General features: G+C 72.7%; 17 protein-coding genes and 2 pseudogenes. 8 read left to right on the forward strand and 11 right to left on the reverse strand.

The window, feature by feature from the left end:
* Positions 1–59 precede the first annotated feature (59 nt).
* Positions 60–915, reverse strand: a pseudogene (locus MY526_RS20795) (IS5 family transposase).
* A 148-nt stretch (positions 916–1,063) separates the two neighbouring features.
* On the opposite strand from MY526_RS20795, the gene MY526_RS20800 reads away from it, so the two are divergent.
* From MY526_RS20800 to MY526_RS20815, 4 genes are all read left to right on the forward strand, one after another.
* On the forward strand, positions 1,064–1,468 hold the full coding sequence (locus MY526_RS20800; protein ID WP_436704973.1) for a VOC family protein: 405 nt from the start codon (positions 1,064–1,066) through the stop codon (positions 1,466–1,468).
* Positions 1,465–1,746, forward strand: a complete 282-nt coding sequence (locus MY526_RS20805; RefSeq protein ID WP_135130485.1) for a winged helix-turn-helix transcriptional regulator — start codon at positions 1,465–1,467, stop codon at positions 1,744–1,746. The genes MY526_RS20800 and MY526_RS20805 overlap by 4 nt, the downstream gene beginning before the upstream one ends.
* Before the next feature lie 553 nt (positions 1,747–2,299).
* Positions 2,300–2,926 carry a MarR family winged helix-turn-helix transcriptional regulator gene (locus MY526_RS20810; RefSeq protein WP_436694490.1) on the forward strand — a complete coding sequence of 209 codons (627 nt, stop codon included), beginning with the start codon at positions 2,300–2,302 and terminating at the stop codon, positions 2,924–2,926.
* The gene (locus MY526_RS20815) at positions 2,895–4,013 is read left to right on the forward strand and encodes a serine hydrolase domain-containing protein (RefSeq protein ID WP_436694489.1); all 1,119 of its coding nucleotides are present in this window, start codon (positions 2,895–2,897) and stop codon (positions 4,011–4,013) included. Before MY526_RS20810 ends, MY526_RS20815 begins: the two co-directional genes overlap by 32 nt.
* A 243-nt stretch (positions 4,014–4,256) precedes the next feature.
* On the opposite strand, the gene MY526_RS20820 is transcribed toward MY526_RS20815, so the two are convergent.
* Positions 4,257–5,033 carry a DUF4097 family beta strand repeat-containing protein gene (locus MY526_RS20820; RefSeq protein WP_436704974.1) on the reverse strand — a complete coding sequence of 259 codons (777 nt, stop codon included), beginning with the start codon at positions 5,031–5,033 and terminating at the stop codon, positions 4,257–4,259.
* 81 nt (positions 5,034–5,114) lie between these two features.
* Positions 5,115–7,820: an ATP-binding protein gene (locus MY526_RS20825; RefSeq protein ID WP_436694487.1), complete on the reverse strand. Its 2,706-nt coding sequence runs from the start codon at positions 7,818–7,820 to the stop codon at positions 5,115–5,117.
* A gap of 110 nt (positions 7,821–7,930) precedes the next feature.
* Between MY526_RS20825 and MY526_RS20830 the strand changes: the two genes are divergently transcribed.
* Positions 7,931–9,184, forward strand: a complete 1,254-nt coding sequence (locus MY526_RS20830; protein ID WP_436704975.1) for an FAD-dependent oxidoreductase — start codon at positions 7,931–7,933, stop codon at positions 9,182–9,184.
* A 555-nt stretch (positions 9,185–9,739) separates the two neighbouring features.
* Here the strand turns inward: MY526_RS20830 and MY526_RS20835 are convergent.
* Complete coding sequence (locus tag MY526_RS20835) at positions 9,740–10,348, reverse strand: hypothetical protein (protein ID WP_436704976.1); 609 nt, start codon at positions 10,346–10,348, stop codon at positions 9,740–9,742.
* Positions 10,349–10,386: 38 nt separating this feature from the next.
* Between MY526_RS20835 and MY526_RS20840 the strand changes: the two are divergent.
* A pseudogene (locus tag MY526_RS20840) lies at positions 10,387–10,560 on the forward strand (hypothetical protein); the annotation flags it as partial.
* Positions 10,561–10,616: 56 nt separating this feature from the next.
* Here the strand turns inward: MY526_RS20840 and MY526_RS20845 are convergent.
* Together MY526_RS20845 and MY526_RS20850 are read right to left on the reverse strand one after the other, a co-directional pair.
* Positions 10,617–13,232 carry an ATP-binding protein gene (locus MY526_RS20845; protein WP_436694484.1) on the reverse strand — a complete coding sequence of 872 codons (2,616 nt, stop codon included), beginning with the start codon at positions 13,230–13,232 and terminating at the stop codon, positions 10,617–10,619.
* Positions 13,233–13,394: 162 nt separating this feature from the next.
* Positions 13,395–14,717 carry an alpha/beta hydrolase gene (locus MY526_RS20850; RefSeq protein ID WP_436694483.1) on the reverse strand — a complete coding sequence of 441 codons (1,323 nt, stop codon included), beginning with the start codon at positions 14,715–14,717 and terminating at the stop codon, positions 13,395–13,397.
* A 264-nt stretch (positions 14,718–14,981) separates the two neighbouring features.
* On the opposite strand from MY526_RS20850, the gene MY526_RS20855 reads away from it, so the two are divergent.
* Both MY526_RS20855 and MY526_RS20860 read left to right on the forward strand, forming a co-directional pair.
* Positions 14,982–15,629: an alpha/beta fold hydrolase gene (locus MY526_RS20855; protein ID WP_436704977.1), complete on the forward strand. Its 648-nt coding sequence runs from the start codon at positions 14,982–14,984 to the stop codon at positions 15,627–15,629.
* A 156-nt stretch (positions 15,630–15,785) separates the two neighbouring features.
* Complete coding sequence (locus MY526_RS20860; protein ID WP_436704978.1) at positions 15,786–19,091, forward strand: BTAD domain-containing putative transcriptional regulator; 3,306 nt, start codon at positions 15,786–15,788, stop codon at positions 19,089–19,091.
* Here MY526_RS20860 and MY526_RS20865 read toward each other — a convergent pair.
* From MY526_RS20865 to MY526_RS20885, 5 genes are all read right to left on the reverse strand, one after another.
* Entirely contained in the window at positions 18,985–20,271 is a 1,287-nt protein-coding gene (locus MY526_RS20865; protein ID WP_436704979.1) for an alpha/beta hydrolase family protein, read from the reverse strand. The two genes, MY526_RS20860 and MY526_RS20865, sit on opposite strands and share 107 nt — an antisense overlap.
* A 423-nt stretch (positions 20,272–20,694) precedes the next feature.
* On the reverse strand, positions 20,695–21,513 hold the full coding sequence (locus tag MY526_RS20870; RefSeq protein ID WP_436704980.1) for a hypothetical protein: 819 nt from the start codon (positions 21,511–21,513) through the stop codon (positions 20,695–20,697).
* Positions 21,514–21,807: 294 nt separating this feature from the next.
* Positions 21,808–22,470: a response regulator gene (locus tag MY526_RS20875; protein WP_436704981.1), complete on the reverse strand. Its 663-nt coding sequence runs from the start codon at positions 22,468–22,470 to the stop codon at positions 21,808–21,810.
* Complete coding sequence (locus tag MY526_RS20880; RefSeq protein ID WP_436694477.1) at positions 22,467–24,059, reverse strand: GAF domain-containing protein; 1,593 nt, start codon at positions 24,057–24,059, stop codon at positions 22,467–22,469. Before MY526_RS20880 ends, MY526_RS20875 begins: the two co-directional genes overlap by 4 nt.
* 201 nt (positions 24,060–24,260) lie before the next feature.
* Positions 24,261–25,343 (reverse strand): Rieske 2Fe-2S domain-containing protein, encoded by a 1,083-nt coding sequence (locus tag MY526_RS20885; protein ID WP_436704982.1) that lies wholly within the window; start codon positions 25,341–25,343, stop codon positions 24,261–24,263.
* Positions 25,344–25,676: the final 333 nt, after the last annotated feature.

Below are 25,676 nucleotides of genomic sequence, written 5' to 3' on the forward strand. Positions count from 1 at the left end.
CCACAGTGCCCGGTCCACTGAGGCACGTCCGCAGGCGCCCTTGACGTCAAGGGCGAAAGCTAGGCCGTGTAGATCGAGTTTGATTTGATCCAGATCAGGGTGGCGGCAAGGCTGACGGCGGCGCGGTAGCTGCGGAGGAGCTTGTCGGAGCGCATCGCGATTCCGCGCCACTGCTTGAGCCGGTTGAAGCAGCGCTCGACGACATTGCGGCCCTTGTAGCGTTCCTGCTGCTGGTCGCCGAAGTCGATCGGCCTGCCCGGCTTTTTTCGGCGGTGCGCGATCTGGTCGTTCCGCTCAGGGATCGTCGCCGCGATGCCTCGTTCGCGAAGCCAGGCTCGGTTCGCTCTGGACGGGTACCCCTTGTCGGCCAGGACTCGGTCGGGGCGGGTGCGCGGCCGACCCTTCCCGGCGCGGGGCACGCGGATGTCCTCGAGCACGGCGGTCATCATCGTGGTGTCGTCGATGTTCCCGCCGGTGATCATCATCCCCAACGGTCTGCCGCGCCCGTCGCAGACCAGGTGCAGCTTGGTCGTCAGCCCGCCGCGGGAGCGGCCGATCCCATGATCAGGCGGCTCGAGCCATGGATTCTCGTGATTCGGCAGAGCCCCCTGTGTCCCGCGAGAGGGTCGCGCCGTGCTGATGCACACGCGCGATCGTGGAGTCGATGGACACGACTCAGTCGATCTTCCCGGCGGCGTCTGCCTGCGTCTGCACCTCGGCCAACAGCTTCCCCCAGGTGCCGTCCTCGGCCCAACGGTTGAACCGCTTGTGGATCGAGTTCCACTTCCCGAACCGGTCCGGCGCGTCCCGCCACGGCGCCCCAGTGCGGAACCTCCACGCCATGCCTTCGACAGCGAGCCGGTGATCCGTCCACGGCCGCGAACGCCCGATCACCGTTGGCATCAGCGGTTCCATCACGGACCACACATCGTCAGAGATCTCCTGCCGCGTCACCGTTCAAGACTCACCTGGCCGGAAACGAAAGCTCTCGATGAACACGGTCCAACTTTGAGTGCGCGGCCGGGACTTGACGTCACACTTGCATTTTGCAAGTGTGGACCGCATGAGCCTCTTCATCACCTGCCCGGTCGAGAGCGTCGAGCGCGCGACCGCCTTCTACACCGCCCTCGGCTGGACGCTCAACGCCGAGATGTCCGATCACAACGTGTCGTGCTTCGCGATCGCGCCCGAGCAGTACGTCATGCTCGGCAGCCGCGAGATGTACGCGAGCGTCGGCGGCGTCGACGAGCTGGTCGGCGGACCCCACACGCCCTCGAAGGTCACGGTCTCGTTCGACCTCGGCAGCCGCGAGGCGGTCGACGAGCTCGCCGAGCGCGCCGGCGCCGCCGGCGGGCGGATCGGTGACACCGACGACTACCCCTTCATGTACCAGCGCCAGTTCGACGACCCCGACGGCTACCACTACTCGCCGTTCTGGATGAAGCCGGACGCCGATCCGACCGCGTGAGCGACCTCGCCGCGGCCCTCGACATCGTCGGAGCACGGTGGGCCCTGCTCGTCGTGGAGCGGCTGCTCGACGGGCCGCAGCGCTACGGCGATCTGCAGCGCGACCTCGGAGTGCCGACGAACATGCTCGCGACCCGCCTGCGCGAGCTCGAAGCGGCCGGCGTACTGACCCGTCTGCCGCTCCGGCACAACACCCGGGCCTACGCGCTGACCGATCGCGGGCTTGCCTTGCGCGAGGCGATCGTCGCGCTCGGACGCTGGGGCGCCGAGGAGGCCTAGGTGTGGCGCGGAATCGCGATGCGCTCCGACAGGCTCTTCCGCAGCTACTGCGCCGCCGTCAGCCTCGCCGCCACCCTGATCTCGATCAAATCAGACTTGATCAACACGGCCTAGCCGCATCCCCACCGGGTGGCCGGGCCGCAGCCCGACTGCTCGACGTGAGCGGGTGGCGGCCGGTGTCGTCGTAGCCGTCCGCGCGGCGCTCGGCCCCGCCGCCGACGTCGTGGAGTCCGTGACCGTCGTGGCCCGCATACATCGACCTGCCAGCGGCCGCCCGCGCCAGCTTGGGCCCCGCTGACGGCCTGCTCCGCCGGAGCGCTACGCGCGATCAGGCCGGACGCCAGCGCGGGCCCACCGGCTCGACGGTCATCACGCGGCCGCCGACATCGAACTCCCGGCTCTCGCTGCACGCCGTCAACGGCCGCACGGACCACCCGCTGCCGCCCTTCCGGGTCACCCGCCGCCGGGGCGGGAGTGACGGCCGCGGGGCCACCGCGAAGAGGCCGATACTGCGACCTTGCATCGGTTTGGTACGTGACCGTAATATCGCTAGATGGCGTCGCAGAGCAGCACCCCGCAGATGTCCGTGCTGTTCGACCTCTGGCTGGTCAACCACCTCATCTCCGGCGCCCTCGATGACGTGCTCGCTGACAGCGGGGGCCTCTCCGGGGAGGACTTCGGCTTCTACTCGCTGCTGCGCCGTTTCGGTCCGGTCACCGCTACCCAAGTGGTCCGTTGGACGGCCATGCGGCCGACGACGGTCTCGACGCTGATTCGCCGGCTGCAGCAGCGCGGGCACGTGGAGCAGCGGCCCAATCCCGCCGACGGACGATCCCGACTCATCGCCCTGACCCCCGCAGGCGAGGAAGCACACGTGGAGACGGCGACGACCTTCTTCGCCGCCACCCGCACCCTGGCCGCCGCCCTCGGCCCCGACGAGCCGCGGCAACGCGTCGCATTGCAACGCCTGGACGCGGCCCTGCGCGAGGTCGGCGGCCTGGACCCGCGCCCCTACACCGTCCCCACCGCCGAGCCGAAGACGACCGGTCGGCTGACCTACGACGGCCCCCCGCTGGCCGCCGATGAAGAGGCGCACGTCCGCGCCTACATCGACTTCGTCCGATCCCAACGGAGAGAAGGCACCCGCGATGTCCCCGCCCCCGTCCACCCGGCCCACTGACCCCGCCGTGCTCGACACCGCCCGCGCCACCATCACCGACCTGATGGACCGCCACCACGTACCAGGCCTGACCGTCGCCGTCACCGACGCCGACCGACTGCTGTTCGCCGAGGGCTTCGGCCACGCCGACCTGGCCACCCGGCGTCCGGCCACGCCCGACACCAGCTACCTGTGGTTCTCGATGTCCAAGATCGGCACCGCGACCGCGGCGATGCGGCTGGCCGACGAGGGCCGACTGGACCTCGACGCCCCGGTGTGCGAGTTGGTGCCGGACTACACGGCGCCCACGCGCGAGCAGCCACGGGTGCGGCAGTTGCTCAACCACACCGCCGGGGCGGCCAACCCACTGCCGGTGCGCTGGGTCCTGCCCGCCGACGCCCCCGACACAGACGTGGAGCGCTACGCCCGACGGGTACTGGCCCGACACGGCCGGCCGAAGCGGCCCGCCGGCGGGCCGGCTCGCTACTCCAACCTCGGCTACCTGGTCCTCGCCGCGGCCATCGCCCGCGTCGACGGTGGACCGTTCGAGGACCACGTGCGGCGGGCGCTGCTGGCCCCTGCCGGCATGACCGCCACCGACTTCGTCCAACGCACCGACACCCACCAGGCCACCGGCTACGTGCACCTCCCGCGCGCAGCCACCCCGCTGCTGCGCGCGGCCCTGCCGTCCTGGATCGTGGGCGAACGGCACGGGCAGCACGTTGCGTTGCGCCCGTTCCGGGTGGCAGGTGCCGGCTACGGCGGCCTCGTCGGCAGCGCCCCGGACGCCGCCCGGCTGCTCCGCCTGCACCTCGCCGACGGCACCATCGACGGCACCCGGCTCCTCGCTCCGGCAACTGCGCGCGCCATGCGCACCATCGCCACCCCCGGCAAGCCGTTCGATCTGGGCGTGGGGTGGTTCCGCCGCCCCGCCGACCGGGATGCCCGGCCGGGGTTCGTCGAGCACTGGGGCACCGGCGGCGGCTTCTGGAACGCGATGCGTCTCTATCCCGACCTGGGGCTGGGCATCGTCGTCATGGCCAACACCACGCGCGCCTACGACCACCACACACTGATGACCGCGCTCGTGACGGCGTTCGCCCGATGAGCACCCGGACGCGACCACGGGGCCGTGAGGTGACCCCGGTCAGGCCTGAGGCCTGCCGAGTCCCGGGAGGCCGCATGGGCGGCGTGGACATCCGGCGGAGTTCCGCCGCAGTGTCCGGGACCTGGTCGCAGCCGGCTCGTCCACCGCTGCGCCGGGGCGGAGGTCGGCGCGAACGACGTCTGCGTCGCCATCTCCGACAGCCCTCCGTGGTCGCTCGCGTCTCGGGTGGAGATCCGCAGCCGCTCAATCGTCAACGGGCAGCACGTCGACGTCACCGCTGCTCACGGTCACGGTGATCGAGCGCGGAGACCCGGGGTCGACGGGCAGGTCCACCTGCACCTGGCCGGAGCTGCTCTGCGCGCGCACCTGGTAGGGGTTGCCGTCCTCGGGGAGTTGCAGGGTGACGTCCCCGCTGCTGGCCTCCACCATGACATCGGTCGGCGCGACGGCGAACTCCAGGTTGGTGCTGCCCGACGAGACCTCCGCCACGACGCTGCGGCTGCTCAGTTCCGTGGCGCTGACCGAACCGGAGCTGGACCGGAACTCGATGGGCCCGGTGACGTCGACGAGGGTGGTCCGACCGCTGGACACACTGGTCCGCAGCAACTGCGTCCGCAGCCCCCGGACCTCGAGATCCCCCGAGCTGGTCGAGAGCTCGACCACATGTCCGTCCGGAACCGCGATCTCGTAGTCGAGCTCGCACCGGCCACCGAGGAACCCCGGGCATCCCGCTTCGATGACCGCACGCGAGCCGGAGGTGTGCTCGTCGATCTCCGGCGCCCGCCAACCGTGGCGGACGGTCCGGTGCACCCGGAGCACCTCGTCCTCGGCCCGGGTCAGGACGACCGAACCGGTGCCGACCTCGACGTGCAGCAGAGATGTCCCCGCACCCATGCTGAACGAGCGCGACTGGGTCGTCGTCGGGATGAACTGGCCGACCAGCCACAGCACGACGACGGCGAGGATCACGAGGCCCACGAACCTGCGGCGGCGGGTCGAGGGCCGGTCGATGGTCGTCATGGCGCTCACCTCGTCGGGTAGCCGGAAGGACTGCACCGCCGAGCCTGGACAGAGGGCTGCTTGCGCGAATCCGGGAGGTCCCTAGTCCATCGGGAGGTGCGCGAGATCCAACCGTCCGGCGACACCGAGCTTGGTGAAGACCTTGTGCAGGTGGTACTCCACGGTCTTCCGGGACAGGAACAACTGCATGGCGATCTCCGGGTTGGACGCACCGCTCGCGGCCAGCCGGCTGATCTGGCGCTCCTGCGGGGTGAGCCGCCTCCACTCGGCGGTCTCGCGTCGGCCGAGCGTCTCCCCCGTGGCCCGCAGCTCGGCGCGCGCCCGCTCCGCCCACGGCGCGGCCCCGGCGCGATCGAACGCCTCGGCGGCGGCTCGTAGCGCAGCCCGCGCGTCCACCCGCCGGCGTCGGCGCCGCAACGCCTCACCGTAGGAGAGCCGCGTGCGGGCCTCGTCCAACGGCCGCGCAGCCGCGCTGTGCTGCTCCAGCGCCGCCTCGTAGGCGGCCGGGTCGCCGCCCGCGAGCTGCGCGGCGCCGCGCTGGGCGAGCGCGATCCCCCACGGCGTCCCCGCGCGCCGCACCCAGGCCCCGAACCGCTCCAGCGCAGCGCGCCCGCTCTCGGGCCGACCGGCGCGCGCCGCGGCCTCCACCAGATCAGGAGTCGCCCACAACGCCACGCCCGGATGCCCGAGGCCGCGTCCGGCGGCGACCGGATCGAGCCGGACGAACGCCTCGTCCGGCCGGCCGAGCCCGAGCTCCAGCAGGCCCAGCGCCCACGCCGCCCCTGCCGCGACGGCACCCAGCCGGCGCGCGTCCGCCTCGACGGCCGCGTCTTCGGCGTGCTGACGGCAGGTCTCCTCCTCGCCGCGCCATGCGGCAACCAGTGCGAGGACGACGGCCGCGGTGGCCGTCTGCTGGCCCAGCTCGCGGGCGAAGCGGATGCCTTCCCGGCAGGTCGACTCGGCGTCGTCGAGCAGCCCCGACTGGGCGTAGGAGAAAGCGAGTCGGTTGAGCGTCGTGGCCAGGAGCCCCAGTGCGCCTGCCCGCCGCAGCACCCGTTCCGCCCGCAGGTACAGCCGGCGCGCGGCGACCTCGTCACCGAGGAGGAGGCACGCCTGTCCGGCGCGCAGCAACGTCATGGGCTCCTCGGACCCCCGGGCGGCCGTCACGACCCGCCGCAGCCGGGCCGCGCCCTCCCCCCAGTCACCCGCGGCCACCTCGGCCACCCCGACCAGCAGATCGACGACAGTCCCGTCGGCGCCCGGGTCCCCCGACACGACCTGCCGGACGACGCGACCGAGTTCGACCGCCCGGGCCCCGCCTGCGAGGGAGGCCGCCTCACCCGCGAGCGCGAGATGGGCCAGGGCCACGGTCCGGTCCTCGGTCTCCAGCGCGGCCGCGACGAGCAGCGGGTAGGCGGTGTCCGGCGAGCCGCCGCTCAGCTCGATCAGCCCCCGCAGCCCGCGCAGCGCCGCACGCTGCGCCGGCTCCTCCAGCAGCGGTTCCGCCTCCGCCAGCAGCTCGCCCGCGGAGGCGGGGCGGCCTGCGGTCCAGCTCGCCTCGGCCGCGGCCACCAGCCGCCGGCCGCGCAATGCGGGCACCGCGGTGAGCGCGGCGGCCCGCTGGAGCGCGGCCGCGGCCGCCGCGGGACCGGAGCGCGTCCGCGCCCGCTGCGCTGACTCCTCCAGCAGCTCGGCGATGCGGGAGTCGGGCCCGACCGTTCCGGCGGCGAGGTGCCAGGCCCGGCGGTCGAGGTCCGCGACGTCGTCGAGCACCGCCGCCAGGCCGAGGTGGGCCGCTTGCCGGACGGCGAACTGGGCCTGCTGGTACACCGCGGATCGCACCAGTGGATGACGGAACTCCAGGCGAGCGCCGGACACCCGGACCAGACCAGCCGCCTCCGCGGGCCCGAGCGCACCCAGATCCAGGCCCAGTCCGGCCGCCGCCCGACCGACGACGTCGAGCCGCCCGGTGTCATCCGCGGCGGCGAGGACCAGCAACCGGCGGCTGGGCTCGGGGAGTTCCGCCGCCCGGCCGGCGAACACCCGCTCGATCGACGCTCCCACCGGCAGCGGGTCGGGTAGCGGCTCCTGCCCGGCGAGCTGGGCGCCGGTCAACATGCCCGGCACCTCGAGGAGAGCGAGGGGGTTGCCGGCCGTGTTCTCGATGAGCCGGCGGCGGACCGGCTCGGCCACCGTCGGCCTGCTCTCATCGACGAGGGTGGCCGCGGCCTGCGGGTCGAGACCGCCGAGCACCAACTCGGGGACATCCGTCGCGACGAAGGCCTCCCCGTCCCCGTCGCGCGCGGCCAAGATCAGCCCGATCCCCTCCGCCTCGAGCCGTCGTGCGGTGAAGAGCAGCGCCTCCACCGACGCCGAGTCGGCCCACTGCGCGTCGTCGACGAGACAGACGAGACCGGAGTCGGTGGCCACGTCGGCCAGCAGGGACAACACACCGACCGCGACGAGGAATCGGTCCCTCCCCTGCCCCGGTCCTACACCGAGCGCTCCGCGCAGCGCTTCGGCCTGTACCGGCGGTACGGCGGCGAGCCGATCGAGCACCGGGTGCAGCAGCTGGTGCAGCACCGCGTAGGGCAGCTCCATCTCGGACTGGACACCGCTGGCCTGGAGGCACCGCGCGGGCCCGGCTCGCTGGGCCGCCCAAGCCAGCAGCGTCGACTTCCCGACCCCCGGCTCCCCACGGAGGACCAGCGACTGGCTGCGCGATGCCCGCGCACCCGCGAGCACGCCGTCGATGCGGGTGCGCTCCGGCCAACGGCCGTGCAGCACCGGGCAAGGCTAGCTCCCGGAGGACTGGGGAGGTCATCGATGCGACGCCGCCGGCGAACACGGAGCCTGACCGTGCGCACCTGTCCGTCGAGGGAAGAAGGGAGCCGGCCATGTCGAACCACCCCCAGGACGGCCTGTCCGGACAGCAGGACGCCACCGGAGGGATCGCCATCGTCGGCGGTGGACCCGCCGGACTCGTAGCGGCCATCGCGCTGGCCCGACGGGGCATCCCGACCACGGTCCTGGAACGGGACGCACACCCGGACCTGGCCCCACGGTTCAACCCGGACCGCTCGTACACCATCGACATCACCGGCCACGGCCTGCGGGCCCTGCGCGACGTCGACGCCACCGGGTACTTCGACGACCGGCTGCTGCCCTTCCGGGGCATCCAGTACGAGGACCGGATCGTGGAGGACTGGCCGGAACCCGGGTGGACCGGATCGCGCGGCGACATCCTGCGGGCACTCATGGCGGTGATCACCGACCGCCACACGGACGCCGTCCACATCGAGTTCGGCTGCCGCGTGAGCGATGTCGACGTCGCCACCGGAGCCGTGTCGTTCACACCGCCGGGCAGTGAACCCACGACGCGGCGCTTCGACCTCGTCGTCGGAGCGGACGGAGCCGGCTCGGTGGTCCGGCAGGCGATGCAGCAGCAGGTCGCGGGCTTCACCGTGACCAGGAAGTCGCTACCGAACTACCTGACGATGATCGCCCTGGACCGGCTCAGCGACCAGCTCGACGAGACCTACCTCCAAGCCCTGGCCACCAGACCGTTCTGCATCGCCGGTGCCATCCCGGGGGACGAGGAGTCCGACGGACCACGCTGGTTCTGCGCGATAGGGACCCGACGCCAGCTCTCGTTCTCATCGGCCACCGAAGCCCGCCGCTACCTGCGGCACAACTGCCCACGTGTGCTGGACCTGGCCAGCGAGGCCTCCGTCGCCGCCTTCGCCGGACGGACCTGCTATCACATCGGCCAGAAGCTGACCTGCTCCAGGCTCGACGGAGGACGGGCGGTGCTGCTGGGCGACGCCGCCGGGCCGTTTCCGCCCGTCGGCCAGGGTGTCAACGCCGCCATGGAAGCGGCCACCGAGTTGGGCCGCTGCATCGGTGAGTCCGGCCCCGGCGTGCCCGCTCTCGCACGCGCGGCATCGAGCTACCACGACGCGTGGAAACCCGAGCTGGACGCGGTCTCCTGGATCAGCGAGAAGATGCTCTTCGAGAACCGGCTGCACACCCTGCGCGCGAATCTGACGATGCGCCTGGGCCACAACGTCATCGGCCAGGCGAAGAGCTCCCACGTCCCCTACTCCCAGGTCCGGGCCGAGGCGCGGCGCTGGGGGCCGTTGTGGCTGTGAGCCGACCGTGGAGAACCACACCGAGGAGGGCGGTCAACCGACGGCGGCGGAGGGCTTCGATCGACCCCGTGCCGACGGGCCCTCTGACCCCGGACCGGTCCGGGCGATCACCGTGCCCCCCTCAGCCCTCCGGCGGCTGGGGACCCGGAGCAGTCGATGTCCGTCCCGGGGGTGCCGGAGCGGCCGCTGCCGAACGGAGGAACGGCAGCGCCGCGCGGAGGTAGCGCTCGTCTCGAGCCGCGGATTCCCGCACGTAGGAGCGCCACAACCGTGCCGTGGCGTGGTCCAGTTCGCCGAGCTGCCGGGCAGTCGCCGCGCGCAGGAACCAACACACCAGCGGCTCAGGGAGCCTGGCGACGACGGCGAGCCGGCGGCGCGAGCGCCCGGCCCGCGAGACGACCCGGAACTCCCGTTCCAGCTCGCGGAGCTCGGTGAATGCCGACTCGGCCTGCCCGCCCCAGCCCGCCCGGCAGGTACAGGACCGTGTGCGGGCGTCAGGCCCCGTTCCGGTCGCGGTGTCGATCCTGACGTGGAGCCGACGCCGGCGTCACCGGCTCACGTCGACGTACGGCTGGTCGAGGTGAGCAGAGCCGCAGACCCGGACGAGTCCGCCGAAGAGCTCGGGGATGCCTCGGCCGGCTCGCGCACCTGATCCTCGCGGTGCGCCCGCAGTCGCTGCAGCACCCGGACGAGGACGGCGTCGCAGAGCAGCAGGCCTGCCAGTGCCGGCGCGGTCATCGCCCAGCCGGTGCCGTCCCCCGCGACGACGCCCCAGAGCAGTTTGCCGCCGACCATGAGGTTGAGGATCACCAGGCCCCACATCGAGGACCGCCGCCAGAACGCGAGGCAGTAGGCGGCGAGTGACAAGGGAGCGAGCAGGGACATCAGGATCTTCTGTGAGTTCCAGTCGCCGGTCAGCCAGGCCTTCTCGAACTCGAGGAACGCCTGGACCCGCGGATCGGGCTCCGCAGGAGCGGGAAACCAGAACATGCTGGTCGCCAGAGCGACCAGGGTGCCGGTGATCCCCCAGCCACTGCGCCGGTGGGCGAACCACGCCAACGGGATGAGGAAGAGCGGCCGGACGTACCAGCTCAGCACGTTGCCGTGGCGGTTCCAGGCCCAGTCTCCGAGCTCGGCGAGGAACTGGGCGGTGTCGATGTGCACGACGGTCTCCTCGGGGTGTCGGTCGGATCGATGCCGGGGTGAGCCTCGATCCGCCTCCTTGGCGGATCTCGGACATCCGCTTGACGACCCGGCCGAAGCAGTCGCTGCCTGATGCCGGCAGGGCCGTCTCCCTCGACCGACTGGTCGACGAGCTGTGGGAGGAGCAGGCACCTTCGCAGGCATTGGCATCGGTAGAGGCCCACGTCTCGCACCTGCGCCGGCTGCTGGAACCCGGGTGCGGGCCCGTCCAGCGGGTTCGCGCCCTCCGTCAGGCCGGTCGGGGCGGCTCGACGTCTGCCTCACGCGACCGGGGAGGACCGCCGTGGACCGCCGTCGCAGGCCCGTCCTCTGCCGCGGAGACGTCCGGGCGGTCCTGCCGCGCGTGCGCCAGCGCGTCGACCGGACGCAACTGCAGTCCGGCCCTCCACTCCCGCTCGAACTGGTCCACACCGAGGGCCGACCGCACTGCCGCCACGCCGTCGTCGTGGAACCGCCGCAGGGCCGGCCAGGCGCTGAGCCCGAGACTGCCGCGAATGCGTTCGGCCGCCGCGTGCAGCCGCGCGGCCGTTGCCATCCGGCCTTCCATCCGGGCGATGAGGGCGAAGCCGTCCAGGCAGTAGGACACCCCCTCCTGGTCCAGCAGACCCTCGTTCGCCGCCAGGCTCCGGTCGAACATGGTCCGCGCCCGGTCCGGTTGTCCGTGCAGCAAGGCGTCGAACCCGAGCTGGTGCAGGGCCAGCGTCTGCAGGTGCTCGTTGTCGATCTGCTCGCCGAGCCCCAGGCACTCCTGGAACACCGCCGCGACGCCGGCCACCTCCCCGGTTCGCATGAGGAGCTGACCGAGCGCCGAGAGGGTGTAGGCGGCGCCCATGAGCTCGCCGCGCCGCCGGAACCAGGCGACGCCGTCCTCCAGGGCGGTCCGCAACTGCGGGATCTGCACCTCCGTCGCGAGATAGCTGAGGCTGACCCGGGCGCGGATGGCCAGTTCCTCGTCACCCGCGTCCTCGGCCATGCGCAGGGCCTCGGCCAGCATGGCCGCGGCACCCTCGGGGCGCCCCATCGAGAAGAAGCTGGTGGCGCGTCCCCACAACAGGCGTCCGCGGGCCGCTGGATCCAACCGGGATGCCGACGGCAGCGCCGCCACCGCGTCCGCGAGCTCGAGCACCTCTGGGATGAGGCTCCTGGCCCAGAAGTAGTACGCGAGTGGCGTGGCGATGGCATAGGCGGTCTCGGCGTCGTCGACCTCGACCGCATGGCGCCACGCGAGCCGGACGTTGTCCAGTTCGTCGTCGACCAGCGGCGCCCACCGATGGAAGCCGGTCCGCAGCCCCGCACCGACCTCCTGGACGAACGACATCACGACCTGGGCCATGCGGTCCAGCGCCGCCTTGCGCTCACTGCGCTCGTCCAGCCGCTCCTCGGCGTACTGCCTGATCACGCCGAGCATCCGGAACCGGGGCGCCGCCGATGCGCCGTCGTCCGCGGTCACCAGGCTCTTGTCCACGAGCGAGGACACCAGCGTGACGACGTCGGCCGGCCCGGAGCTCCCGTCCGTGCCCGCCATCGCCTCGGCGGCCCGCAGCGTCCAGCCCCCCGGGAAGACCGACAGACGGGTGAGCAGCAGCCGTTCCGGCGGGTCGAGCAACCGGTAGCTCCAGTCCAGCGTCGATCGAAGCGTGCGCTGCCGCTCCGGCAGGTCCACCAGTCCGCTGTCGAGGTCCAGCCGCTGCCCCAGCCGGTCCCTCAGCGCCGACGGCGGGAGCATCCGAACCCGAGCGGCGGCCAGTTCGATGGCGAGCGGGATGCCGTCCAGCCGACGGCAGATCTCACCGACGTCGCCGGCGTTCTCCGCGGTGAGCACGAAGCTGGGGTTGACCTCCACGGCGCGGGCGACGAACAACTGCACGGCGGGCGAGGCCGCCACGTCCGGCGCACGCAGGGAGTCCTCCGCCGTCGGCACGGCGAGCGGGGCCAGCGGCCACTCGTGCTCACCCCGCAGTCGGAGGACGGTGCGGCTGGTCGCCAGCACGCCCACGTCGGGAACGGCGGCGAGCAGCCGGCCGACGTCGGTTGCCGCGGACGGCAGGTGCTCGAGGTTGTCCAGCAGGAGCAGCGCGCGCCGGCCGGTCAGCTGGTCGGCGAGCACGTCGCGGAGCGCGCGACGTCCCGAGGCGCGGACCCCGAGTGCCGAGGCGATGGCCCCCAGCATGCGGGAGGGGTCGCTCTCCGCCGCGAGATCCACGAACCACACGCCGTCGAAGAGGTCGTGCTGCAGCGCGGCGGCGACGTCCAGGGCGAGTCGCGTCTTGCCGATCCCGCCGGGGCCGGTGAGCGTGACCAGTCGAGCGCCGTCGCGGAAGCGGGCGACCACTCCGTCCCGGTCGGTGTCCCGACCGATCATGCGGGTGAGCGGCACCGGCAGCGCGGCCGGCCGAAGCCCCGGCGAGGAGACCTGCTCCCGGGCGGTGAAGCGCTCGGTCAGCAACACCGCCAGGTCGTCCGCGAGCAGTTCGGCCAGTTCCGCGCCGTCGCTGAAGGTCTTGTAGGAGGCGCGGTCGTCGGCCTGTATCCGCTGCAGGAGCTCTCCGAGCCGGGGCTCGCGGTCCGGGGCCGGGGCCTTCACGTAGATGAGCTTCGGCCGGTCGCCGGACAGGGCGTACTCGTCTTCCAGCCCCGACACCGCCTCGCCTGGCGCCACCCAGCCGTACCGCTGCCAGTAGATGCCGACGAACACGTCGCTCTGCGCCAGGTACGCCCGGTAGAGCTCCCGAGGTGGGTGCGGCCGGGCACCCAACTCGAACATCACCGGCGTGAGCCTGACGCCCTCGACCGCCGCGCGCGCCGTCCGCCGCTCGGGGGCCAGCTCCTCCAGCGTGGAGGACACGAACACACGCACCCGGCGATCGGGGGTCGTGATCGGGGCACGAATCCGCTGTGCCAACGCCCCACCCCCCGGAGGATCCGTCCCGCGGCCACCGGTCCCGCCCATGGCAGGCCTGCGCGACACATGACACCAGTCCGGCGCCGACGGCAAGAGAGTGCGTGCTCAGCCCTCTCGGCAGGGTCGGCCCCACACGTCGGCCAGCCAAGCGAAGACGGTCTCCTGCATCAGTGCGGGATGGTTGACCTGGGTGTGCGCTTCGGCTCCTTCGGCGGCGGTGAAGATCCGCAGGTGCTTCGGGCCGGACAGACCCGCGAACACCTGTTCCGCCTGGCGGCGCTGTTCCTCGGACTCGCCCTCGCCGCTCAGTGCGAGGACGGGGATCGACAGACGCGGGATCAGCTCCTCGTTCGAGGTGCCGGCGAAGGCGTCGAAGAACTCGCGGACCTCCTGCACGGCGAACTGCCACAGGAACTTCTCCAGGGTGCGGGCCAGGAAGGGGTCCCGTCGGCCGGCCGCCGCGATGAGCGAGTTCATCACTGCCGTGGGGGCGGAGCGCAGCGCGCGGGGGAACTCGGCTGTGGCCAGCCGATTGAAGTCGAGGATGGGGGCATCCGCGACCAGCGCCCGGATCCGTTGATCGGTGCCCGCGGCGCGGAGGGCCAGGAATCCCCCGCCGCTGAACCCGGCCGCCACCAGGCGGGAGGCATCCACGGTGGGTTGCGCGAGGACGGCGTCCACGTACGGCTTCAGGAACGGCTCGATCGTCGACCAGGTGACGGCGGGATAGGCGGGATTGGCGGCACGGAACCCGAAGAAGCTCGGTGGCTCGGCGACGAAGGTGTTCCACCCCCGGCGGGCACCGGCCTCGCCGATCCACACCCACGCGTCCTCGGCCATGGTCTCGCCACCGAGGAAGAGCAGGACGGTCGGTGCGGGCTTCCCGGTGTCACCGGCCCGGATGAAGTAGCCGGGTGATGTCCATCCGTCCCAGGACACCGTCACCGCCTCGATCGGGACGTCGGTCAGGGTCACGAAACGCCTGAAGGTCTCCACCGCCGCGGCGTGGCTTCGCCGCGCATCCTCGACCCCCTGCCCGAACATGGCGGCCCGGTGGTAGCTGGTGGCTCGCAGATAGGCGTCCCGGGCTCCGACGGGGTCGACGTCCGCGAGACCGTCGGCGTGCCGCCGGGCGGCGGTCGCGACGACGGTCCAGGCCCGCGCCCAGGAGGCGGGATCCCGGGTGCTGACCCCCGAGGCGGCGACGACGGACTCGCCCAGCGAGGCCCCGCGCGCCGCGGCCCGGCCCAGGATGAACGAGAGATAGACGTCGAGGTCCTGGTTGTCGAAGTAGACCTTCGTCTTGCGACGGGACCAGAGGGACTTCTCCCCGTCCCGGTCCCGCTCGGGCCGGCGGTTCGGCCGGAAGAGGTGTGCCGAGCCGCTGCGGACCCAAGCGGTGAGCCTGCTGCGTCGTGCCTCCGTCATCGGACCGGCCCCCTCTCTCGCGGATCACCGGGATGATCCGCCTCGCGTTCGCGCGGCGGTCGGAGCACGGTCTCCGCGCGCGGGTGTCCGCACGGGAGAGGAGCACCATGCCGAGCCGGCTCGACGTCCGCGAGGGGACCCTGGCGCACGACCTGCCCTACTTCACCCTGGGCTCCGGTCGGCCGCTGGTCGTGCTGCGCGGCTTCAGCACCGTGCACGCCAAACCCGACCGGTCTGCAGCGGCTGGTCGAGACTCGGCTGCTGGTGCCGCTGGCGCGGCACTTCCGTGTCTACGCGGTGGGCCGCGCACCCGGTGTGCGCCCGGGCACCACCATGCCCGACATCGCCGAGCAGCACGCCGACGCGTTGCGGACGGAGTTCGGGGGCCCGGTCGACGTCCTGGGCATCTCCTCGGGAGGGTCGGTGGCGTTGCAACTGGCCGCCGACCACCCCGGCGCCGTTCGGCGACTGGTCCTGGCCGGTGCCGGCTACCGCCTCGGCCCGGCGGCGAGGGCCGCGCAGCTCCGCTACGTGGAGGCGGTGGCCGCCGGCCGCCGCGGCGCCCACTTCCTCGCCCCGGTGAAGGTCGCGTCGCCCCTCGGGGCGCGCCTGCTCGCACCGGTGATGTGGCTGCTGGACCCGCTGAGCCGCCCCGCCGACCCCTCCGACATGGTCGCGTTCGCGCGGGCCGAGGATGCCTTCGACCTGGAGGACCGGCTCGGTGACGTCACCCCGCCCACCCTGGTGATCGCCGGTGAGCGGGACCGTGTCTACACCCCGGAGATCTTCCGGCGGACCGCCGACGGCGTGCGCGACGGACGGCTGGTCTGCTATCCCCGAACCGGCCACGGCGGCACCATCACCCATCGTCGCTTCGCGGACGACGTCACCCGGTTCCTCCTCGCCCCCTGACGCCACGCGCAGACGGCCTCCCGGCCGTCGCCCGACGCCTTGACCCGTCCGCCCGCCGGCGGAACGCTGCGGACTCGGAGCGTCCCTGGGAGATCGCCTTCCGCTTCCCGGCCGTCGCGGCCGGCCAGCGGGGCTCGGGTTGGCAGGCGGCAGAGCGTGCAGTTCCGGATTCTCGGTCCACTGGAAGTGGTCGACGACGGGCAGCCGGTGCGCCTGGGCCGGCCGAAGCAGCGCGCCCTGCTGGCCGTCCTCCTGCTGGAGGCGGGTCGGGTCGTCTCCCTCGACCGACTGGTCGAGCAACTCTGGAACGGGCAGCCGCCCGCCCAGGCCGTCGGCTCCCTCCAGGCCTACGTCTCCAACCTGCGGCGGGTGCTGGAACCCGGCCGCGGCCCGGGTTCCCCGCCGAGGACGCTGCTCAGCCAGCCGCCCGGCTACCGTCTGGCGGTCGCCGACGGGGACCTCGACGTCCACGTGTTCGAGGCGTCGGCCGCCGACGGACATCGGCTGTTGGAAGCGCAGCGGCCGGAGGAGGCCGGCACCGTGCTCCGGCAGGGACTGTCGCTGTGGCGCGGGCCGGTGCTGGCCGACTTCCCCGACGAGCCGTTCGTGCAGCCCGCGCGGGCCCGGCTCGAGCAGCTGCGGCTGACCGCGATGCAGGACCGCATCACTGCAGACCTCGCGCTGGGGCACCACACCGCCGTCATCCCCGAGCTCGAGCACCTCGTGGCGACCCATCCGTTCCAGGAGCGGCTGCACGGCCTCCTCCTGCTCGGCCTCTACCGCGCCGGGCGGCAGGGCGACGCCCTGCGCGCCTACCAGGCCGCCTGTTCCACCCTCCGCGAAGAGCTCGGCATCTCGCCCGGTCCCTGGCTGCGGCGGCTCCACGAACTGGTTCTGCAGCAATCCGAGGAGCTGGACTGGTCGCCGCCCAGGGTCGCTGTCGAGAGCAGGACGGGGGCGAGATCGCAGCCGCGGTCGGCAGGCGGGGGGCTGGTCGGGCGGGACGAGCAGCTCGCCACGGCCGGTGCGCTGCTGGCGGAGGCGGCGGCCGGGCACGGCCGGGTCGTTCTCGTCACCGGCGAGCCGGGCATCGGCAAGACCCGGCTGACCGAAGAGGTCGCGGCGCGGGCCGGCGACGTGGGTGGCCAGGTCGGGTGGGGACGGTGCTGGGAGGGTTCCGGCGCACCTGTGATGTGGCCATGGGTCCAGGTCGTCCGCGCCCTGTTGGCCGGTCTCCCACCCGGCGGCCCTGACAGGGTGCCAGAGCCCGTGGCAGCGGCGCTCGCCCCGCTCCTGCCCGAACTGGCGGACCCGCAGCCCGGCCCCGGTGCGGTGGCGCCGAACCTCGACGCCGCCCGGTTCCGGCTCTACGAGGCCGTCTGCGAGGCCCTGCGGCAGGGGGCGGCCGAGCGGCTCGTCGTGGTGATCCTGGAAGACCTGCACTGGGCCGATCCGCCGTCGCTGCAGCTGCTCACCTATCTGGCCGGGGAAGTGCCGAGTACACGGGTGCTCGTCCTTGCCACGTATCGCGACGTCGGGGCACAGAACGACGCGCTCACCGACGCCCTCGCCGCGCTGGCGCGCCGGCCGGCCGTCGAACGGATGGCTCTCGGTGGCCTGGGAGCAGACGACGTCGCCCGGCTCATGACCGCGGAGACGGGCGTGGAACCGGACCGGCGGCTGGCCGGCCTGCTCCACGACCGCACGGGCGGCAACCCGTTCCTCGTCGTGGAGCTGCTCCGGCTCCTGGCCGGGGAAGGCCGGCTGCGTGGTGAGAACGCCGAGGCGGTGCTCGCGCGGCAGATCCCCGTGGGCGTGCGGGACGTACTGCGGCGCCGGCTGGCCACGCTGCCCGAGCAGACCGTCTCGGTCCTCCTCGTCGGCGCGGTTGCCGGCCCACAGTTCGACCTGGAGACGGTGCAGACGGTGACTTCGCTCGGCGACGACGAGGCCCTCGAGGCGGTGGAGGCAGCACTGCTGAGCGGGCTCGTGGTGGAGGACGGCGAGACGGTCGGCCGCTACCGGTTCGGGCACGCGCTGGTCCGGGAAGCCATCTACGACGACATCAGCCGCGCGCGCCGCGCTCGGTTGCACGCCCGCATCGGGAAGGTGCTGCAGGCCGCCGGCGGCCCTGGCCCTGAACGAGTGCTCGACCTCGCGCACCACATGTGGCAGGCCGCGTCGGTGCTCGGCGCCCCGACGGTTCTGCCGCACGTGCTGGCCGCTGCCGACGCCGCGGTGACGACGCTCGCGTACGAGGAGGCCGAGCTGCAGCTCCGTCGGGCGCTGCAGCTGACCGTCTCGCTGCCGTCGACACTCGGCCGGTCCCGCTCCGAACTCCAGCTGCACCTCCGGCTCGGCGCTGTGCTCGCCCAGTTGCACGGCCCCACGCAGCCCGGGACCACCGACGCGTTCACCCGCGCGCTCGAACTGGCGGCTGAGGTCAGCGACGATCCCGCAGCGTTCACCGCGTTGCGCGGTCTTCACGAGGCGTACACCGCGGAGGGCAGACACCGCCGCGCCGAGGAGCTCGCCGAGCGGTTGCTCTCCGTCGCCACTCGGCTGGACGACCAGGGACTGCGTGCCGCTGCGCACATGACGCTGGGGCGGACCCTCTACATCCGGGGGAGGTTCCAGGACGCCCGCCGGCACCTGGAGCGCAGCCTCGAGCTGGCTGAGACCGCTCCCGCCCTCCCGCCGTGGCCGGTGCCGCTGCCGGTCAGCGCGCGGATCCTGCACGCGGCAGTCCTGGAGCTGGTGGGTGAGGAGAAGGCAGCGGCAGAGGCGGTGGACCAGGCACTGCACATCAGTGCCCGGCACTCCCTCTTCGCGCAGGCGAGCGCCCTGGGTATGAGCTCTCATGTCGCCGTCCTCGGCCGGGACCCGACGACCAGCGGCGAACGCGCCCGCGCTGCCCTCTCCCTGGCGACCACCTGGCACATCGGGGCCGTGCAGGGATATGCCAGGGCGGTGCTCGGGTGGGTGCAAGCGGTCGAGGGTGACCCCGACGGCGCCATCCCCACACTGCGGCACGGCCTCGAGGCGATCCGCTCGAGCGGTGCCCGGCTGATGCTCCCGACGATGCTGAGCCTGGCCGCCGAGGCGGAACTGCTGGCGGGCCGGGCCCAGGAGGCTCTCGGCCTCCTCGACGAAGCGCGGGAGTACGTGGAGCGCACCGACGAGCGGTTCACCGAGGCCGAGCTGTACCGGCTTCGCGGCCAGGCCCTGGCCGCCCTGACCCCTGGTCGAACGGCCGACGCCGAGGCGGCCTTCCGGGCATCGATGACGATCGCCCGGCGGCAGGGCGCGGAACCGGCGGTGCGGCGTGCCACCGAGGACCTGGACCGCCTGCACCTCAGCTCGCGACCATCGACACCGCGGGCTCGAGCGCCCGTCGATCTCGCTGGAGGACCTCGTCGAGCCAGTCGAACACCACCTCCTGCGCGAGCGCGAGGTTGTTGACCTGGGAGTGGGCATCCGCCCCGGTGGAGGCCGGAAACCCCCGCAGGACCTTGGGACCGGGCAGCAGCTCGTGCACCTCGCGGGCCTGACGCCGGAACGGCGGTCCCTCCCCGTCGCCGGCCATCGACAGCACGGGGACCCGGATGCGCGTGACGTCGACCTTCCACGGTTCGAACGACCGCAGCGCCTCTCCGAGGCTCTTCGCACCGACCTGCCACTGGAAGAACTTCTCGAACACGACGAGCTGGGTGGGGTCGAAGAAGCGGCCGAGCCGCGTGGTCGCGCCCTCCAGCAGCGCGGGGAAGCGGCGCAGCACGGACGGGGTCGACTCGTCGAGCAGGCGGCGCCAGTCCATGATCGGCGTGCTGGCCGCGACCGCCCGGATGCGTTCGTCGTGCTCAGCGGCACGCAGGACGATGTAGCCGCCGAGGCTCAGGCCGTACGCGGCCAGCCGCTCCGGGTCGACGTCCGGCCGCGCCAGGACGGTGTCGATGATCCTGGACACCGCACCCTCGACGTCGGCACGGAAGTGCAGACCGTCGAAGGCCGTGGAGCCCTGCCCGGGAACCTCCACCGCGACGACGTTCCAGCCGCGGGCCATGCCGGTCGCGCCGCCCCAGAAGTACATGTCCTCGGCGTAGGTCTCCCCACCGCCGAAGAGCAGCATCGTGGGGCGCGGTCGGTGGGAGCCCGGTGGCCGCATGACGTAACCGGGGAGGATGCCGCCGTCGAACGGCACGGTGATCCGCTCCAGCGGTGGGTCGAACAGGCGGGCGGCGTGCTCGAACGCGCCCGCGGCCCGATCCCACAGGGGTCGGAAGCGCGGATCCCCCGGGCGGACCACGTGGATGGCGGTGCGCAGGTAGGTGTACGAGCGCAGCCAGCCCTGGCGCGCGCTGGCACCAGCACCCCGCGCCTCCGCCTCGGCGGCGTACCGGGAGGCCGACTCGCCGACCGTCTGCCAGGCCGTGATCCAGGTGTCGAGGTCCCTCTCCCGGACCTGCGAGGACGCGTGGAGCGCCTCGCCGACGGAGGAGCCGCCGAAGCCGCCGTAGCTCAGCGCCATCTGGAGGTACAGGTCCAGGCTGCTGCTCTTGAAGTAGAGACGGCGCTTCAGCCGCTGCTCCGAATCCTGCCGCTTCAGCCTGCCGGCCAGGGCGGCGAGCACGTCATCCCACATCGCCAGCTCCCATCGCTGCGTTCCCGCTCCTGACGGTGGTGAGCCTGGGACGACTCGTTTGGCGTCCGCTTGGCGGCGGGTTGGTGTCCGCCGTCCGCGGTGTTGCGGCCGGCGGCGTGTGATCGATGGGCGTGAGTCGAGAACGTCGTGCCGCCGTTGCCAGGGGACGTCGGACCGGGTGTCGGTGTGCCGGCCGGTGGCGTCGTGGGCGAACGTGACCCCGCGGCGGTACGGGGCGGCTCATGGCAGCCATCGACGAGTTGCTGGCGGCTCCCATCGGCCCTGGTCAGCAACCCGTCGAGGACCGCGCGTGGGAGAGCCATGTGGACGCCATCAGGGCGGTGTCCGGTCGGGATGGCGGCAGATGAGTTCTGGGTACTGGCCAGGATCCGTTCAGGCCGCCGTTCGGCGGTCGCCCCCAGTTCAGCTACCGGCCAGCGGCGCACCCGACCGGTCACACGGAGGGTCGGCGCCGAGGGACGTGGCGCCGATCTGCTCCTCCACGGCGCGCATGGCCGTCGGGTCGATCCTGGCCACGCCGCCGAAGGGGCGGTCGAGGTCGAGGATCACGAGCAGCGACGCCGTGAATATGAGCGTGGTCACGCCCAGAAGCGTCCAACGCAGGCTCGGGCGGATACGGCGGCCGGCGAACGCGGCCGTGGACGCGACGGTGATGGCGACGCAGCCGATCAGGAGTGCCGTCACGATGGCCGGCACCGATGGCGCGGCCTCGGCGAGACGGACCCGCCGCGCTGCGGCGCGGCCGCGCTCGGCGGCCACGACCTCGGCCACCAGGGTCTCGCTGATGCCGGCCTGCTGCGCTTGGGCGACCACGGCCGCGACCCGCGCATCGGCCTCACTGGAGATCGATGACGTGCGGCGAGTCGCCTCGAGCGACGCCCACCCCGGCCCGGCGACGGCGCGGGCATAGCAGCGCAGCTCGGCCACGAGGTCGGGACCGATCGGCGACGGGAGGAGCGCCGCCGCTACGGCCTCCGTCGACACGGCGCTGGCCTCGTCGTTGGCGGCGTCGCTGGCATCCTCGTACGACGAGAACGTCTGGACGAGGACGAACGCCAAGACAAGCGCGACGAGTATGCGCACGGGGGCCAACAGGTCGGTCAGCGGGATGCCCTCGGCAGCGTCCTGGCTCTCGGTTCGTACGCGTCTGGCGAGGCGGCGCTGCGCCAGCAGCCCGAGCGCACCCGACAGCACCACGACGATGATGACCCATGCCGCCACGGCGCGACGGTACCGCCGGCCACAGAGCACCATGTGTGCCCAGCGTGGCAATTCGCTGCTCACAGGCACAGGTCACAGGAGCAACTGCCGTCTGCGCCCGACCGCTCACGGTGCACTGATACAACGTCTTCTCACGGCCCCCTCGGACACCGCGGTTCCTGCTGCGCCGGCCCCGAAGGTCGCCCGGCCGCACGTCGAGGCCCTCGGCGACGTCATCCCGCCTGGGGACGGTGCGGCCGACCAGGGTCCACGCGACTCGGAGGACAGCGATCCAGCCGAGGTCCTCCTCCACCGTCAGCCGGGTCGCACGAGCCCCTCCCTGACGGCGACCAGCGCGGCCTGCGTCCTGGAGGTGAGACCCATCTTCGAGAGCAGGTGGCTGACGTGGGTGCGCGCCGTGCGTTCGCTGATGACCAGGTGGGCGGCGATGTCCTTGTTCGACCGGCCCTCGGCGACCAGGACCAGCACCTCCTTCTCCCGGGCGGTGAGCACGCTCAGACCGGTACGCGGCGCGCGCATCTCCCGGGTGAGCCGGCGGGTCACCGCGGCATCGAGGAAGACCTCGTCCCGCACCGCAGCACGGAGCGCCGCGTCCACTTCCGCCGGGCCGGCGTCCTTGAGCAGGTATCCGGAGGCGCCGTTGTCCAGGGCGGCGTGCACACGCTCGGTCTCCCCGAAACTGGTCAGGATCACCACCTTGACCCCGGGGAACCGGCTGGTGATCTCCGCTGTCGCCGTCACCCCGTCCATCTCCGGCATCTGCAGGTCCATGAGGACGACGTCGGGCAGATCCTCGTGAGCAGCGGACTGCGCGAGCCGGTCGAGGGCGTGCCGCCCGTTCTCGGCCTCCCCGACGACGACGACGTCCTCGAGCGCCTCCAGGTAGGCGACGACGCCTCGCCGCAGGACGGCGTGGTCGTCGACCACCAGAACGCGGATCTCTTCGGGCCGGGTCATGTCGTGGCCGTCCAGTGGGTCGTCGGTGTCGCGGGCAGTGACGTGACGAGGGGCAGCACGAGCCGCACGCTCGTCCCGCCGGCGGAGACCTCGCGCACCCGGACGGTGCCACCCCATCGCGCCGCGCGCTCGCGCATCGCCGTCATCCCGAAGCCGCTGGAGGTCGCCTCGTCGCGACGGTCCGCGTCCGCCGCGGCACCGAGACCCCGTCCGTCGTCGGTCACCTCGGCGACGAGCCGGCGTCGACGCCCATGGGTCGTCATGGCGAGGGAGACGCGGATGCCGGTGGCCGCGGCGTGCTTGACGCTGTTGTGCACTGCCTCCGCGACGATGCGGTAGACGTCCTCGACGCAGTCGGCGTCCAATCCGGCCAGTTCGCGCTTCGGGTCCCGGACCTCCAGTGCCACCTCGAGGCCGGTCCGCGCGGCCGTCGAGTCCAGCAGTGACCGCAGCGCCGTCGCGAGCCCCCGAGCCGTCGTCGTGGCGGGACGCAGCTCGACCACCATCCCCCGCAGGTCCGCCAGCACGTCCTCGGCGACGCTGCTGAGCTCGTCGGCCACCTGAGCCACCTTCTCGGGCGCGGGAGCCAGTCCCCGCCCCACGAGCACCCCCAGCGACCGGGCCTGCATCATCATCGAGAAGACCTGCTGCACCACCGAGTCGTGCAGGTCACGAGCCAGCTTCTGTCGCTCTTCGCGCCGGACCACCTCGCGCTCGCGCTCGAGCAGCGACGCGTGGTCCACGGCCATCGCCGCCTGCTCGGCCATCGCCAGCAGGAAGCTGAGCTCGGTCTCCCCCACCGTCTGACCGGGGGCGAAGAAGGCGTTGAGGATGCCCACGGGCGCACCCCGGGCCATGAGCGGCACGCTGGCGAACCCGTCCCACCGCGGATGGCGCAGGTGGTCGTGCATCGGCGCCCACGCCGGGTCCTTCATGATCGCGTCGTACCGGTGCGGCCTCACCACCGGCTCACGTGTCTCCAGGGCGTCGACCATGAGCAGCTCGGCGCCCAGCGCCCGGCACTCCATCAGCTTGTCGAAGAAGTCGAGGGCACGACCGAACCCGGCGGCGCCCATCACGTGCAGCCGGTCCCCGGTCGAGTTGACCGTGAGGATCTGGACCCCGGCCAGGGAGTCGGTACGGGCCACCTCCTGGGCGAGGGCCTCGAGGGTGCCGGTGAGAGACCGCTTCGACGCCACCTCCGACGCCGCCGTCGCGATCGCCGCCAGCCGCCGCTGGTGCTGCCGGCCCACCGTCACGTCGCGGAAGGAGACCACCCACCGCGGCTGGCCGGGGATCCGGTTGAGCAGGTAGGAGAACTCCCGGCGGGTGCCGGGCGCCGGCACCCACTCCACGGTCAGTTCGCCGGCCTGGTCGTCAGCCTCCTCGGGAGGAGGGAACGGGGACCGCGTGCCGGCCACGGGGACGGCGCGCAGCCCGCACAGCTCCACGGCGGACGCGTTGGCCTCGACGAAGAAGCCCTCGGCGTCGATGACGGCCAGGCCGTCCGGCGCGTGCTCGACCGCGTCGTCCCGCCACGTCCGCGTCGCGGGCGGCGCACCCACCACCGGCCCCTCACCGCCGTCCACGTCGCCCCCTGCCCAGGACTCTGCCTCTCCATGGGCGGGCTGTCGCCTGCCGTGATGACCCGGTCTCGGACGGTCCCGCCTCGGTGCTCACCCGTGGCGCGGTCGCTGCTGGGCACCCGGTGGACCCCGGCCTGCGGGTCCGGTCGGACCGGTTGCTGTTCACCGACCCGCAGGAGCGTTCGACGACGGCACTCGGTCGGATCAGGCGCTGCTCTCCTCCCGGGCGACGAGGGCGGCGACGATCTTGCGCAGCGTGAGGCCGGGCTTGTCGCTGGGCGAGCTGAACTGGAAGTGGTCGGTGCGCGCGTCCCGCTCGATCAGCTCCTGGATCGCCTCCAGCGCCTCGACGTCCTCGGTGAACGCCTTGATCGTGCCGGTGTTGAGGTGGTCGGTGACCGACTGGTCGTCGATGCGGAAGTCCCGGGCGATGGCCCAGAACTGGTGCAGGCCCACCTCGCCCTCCGGCGTGACGGCGTGGACGATCTTGAGGTTGTAGTCGGTGCGGTCCCCGACCGGCTCGTTGTCGACGATCTTCGCGTGCGCGACGTGCACCGCCGGAGTCGGGATCTCCGAGACCGACCACCGGTCGACCAGATGCCCCCCCACCTCCATCGGCTTGGCGTAGATCGCCGGCGGCGGCGCGGCCCGCAGCACCCGGCTGACCCGGAGCACGTCGCCCTCGACCGAGGTCTCCAGCGGCACCGCGGCCCACTCGGGCGTGCCCACGTTGCCGGCGTGCAGATAGGTGAAGTGGGTCAGGTCCAGCAGGTTCTCGTGCAGGTCCAGCCAGGGGGCGCGGATGTTGTAGTAGCCGTGCACGTGGGTCCAGCCCTCGCCCTCCAGCCCCGGCGTCTCGGGGATCAGCGCGGGATCGGCCTGCTCCACCGGCCCGGTCCACAGCCACACGAACGGGCCGCGCTCGATCACCGGATAGGACCGGACCCGGGCGCGCGGGGGCACCCGGTCGGTCGCCGGCAGCCTGGTGCACCGGCCGTCGGTGCCGTAGGTGTAGCCGTGGTAGCCGCAGACGATCTCGTCGCCCTCCAGCGTGCTCCGGTGCAGTGGAAAGGAGCGGTGCACGCAGCGGTCGTCCAGGGCGACCGGCTCCCCCGCCTGCGTGCGGTACAGCACGACCGGAGCGCCGCAGATCCAGCGCTGGATCATCGTCCGGCCCACCTCGTCCCCCAGCGCGGCGACCCACCACTGCCGCAGCGGGAACGAGCGCGCCGGCGGGGCGCCCGCGACAGCGGGGCCGGCGGTGGTCTCGGGAACGGTCCGGGTCATGGCAGCGACCCCTTCGATGAGTGAGCGGAGACAGGTGGCCTGATGAGTGGCCGATGAAGTGGCCCGAAGGACCTACCGCAGCAGCCTAGGAGCCGGAGAAGTGCAACGGATCACACCGATGACGGCACTCGTGCGGCGCTTCGACGCAGCCGCCCCGCGACATTCGTCGTAGACATCGCGACTCGCTGGGGGTGGGCGTACGGGTGTCCTCCCGGGTGATGCCCCGGGAACTCTGGCCGTGGCCGGGTGCACGTCCTGCGCAACGTGCTCGCGCGGGTGCCGCGCGGCAGGAGCGAGAGGGTCGCCGCGACTCCGCCCGCCCCCGCCGCGATC

This window comes from Geodermatophilus sp. CPCC 205761 (genome assembly GCF_051383655.1).
Lineage (GTDB): Bacteria > Actinomycetota > Actinomycetes > Mycobacteriales > Geodermatophilaceae > Geodermatophilus.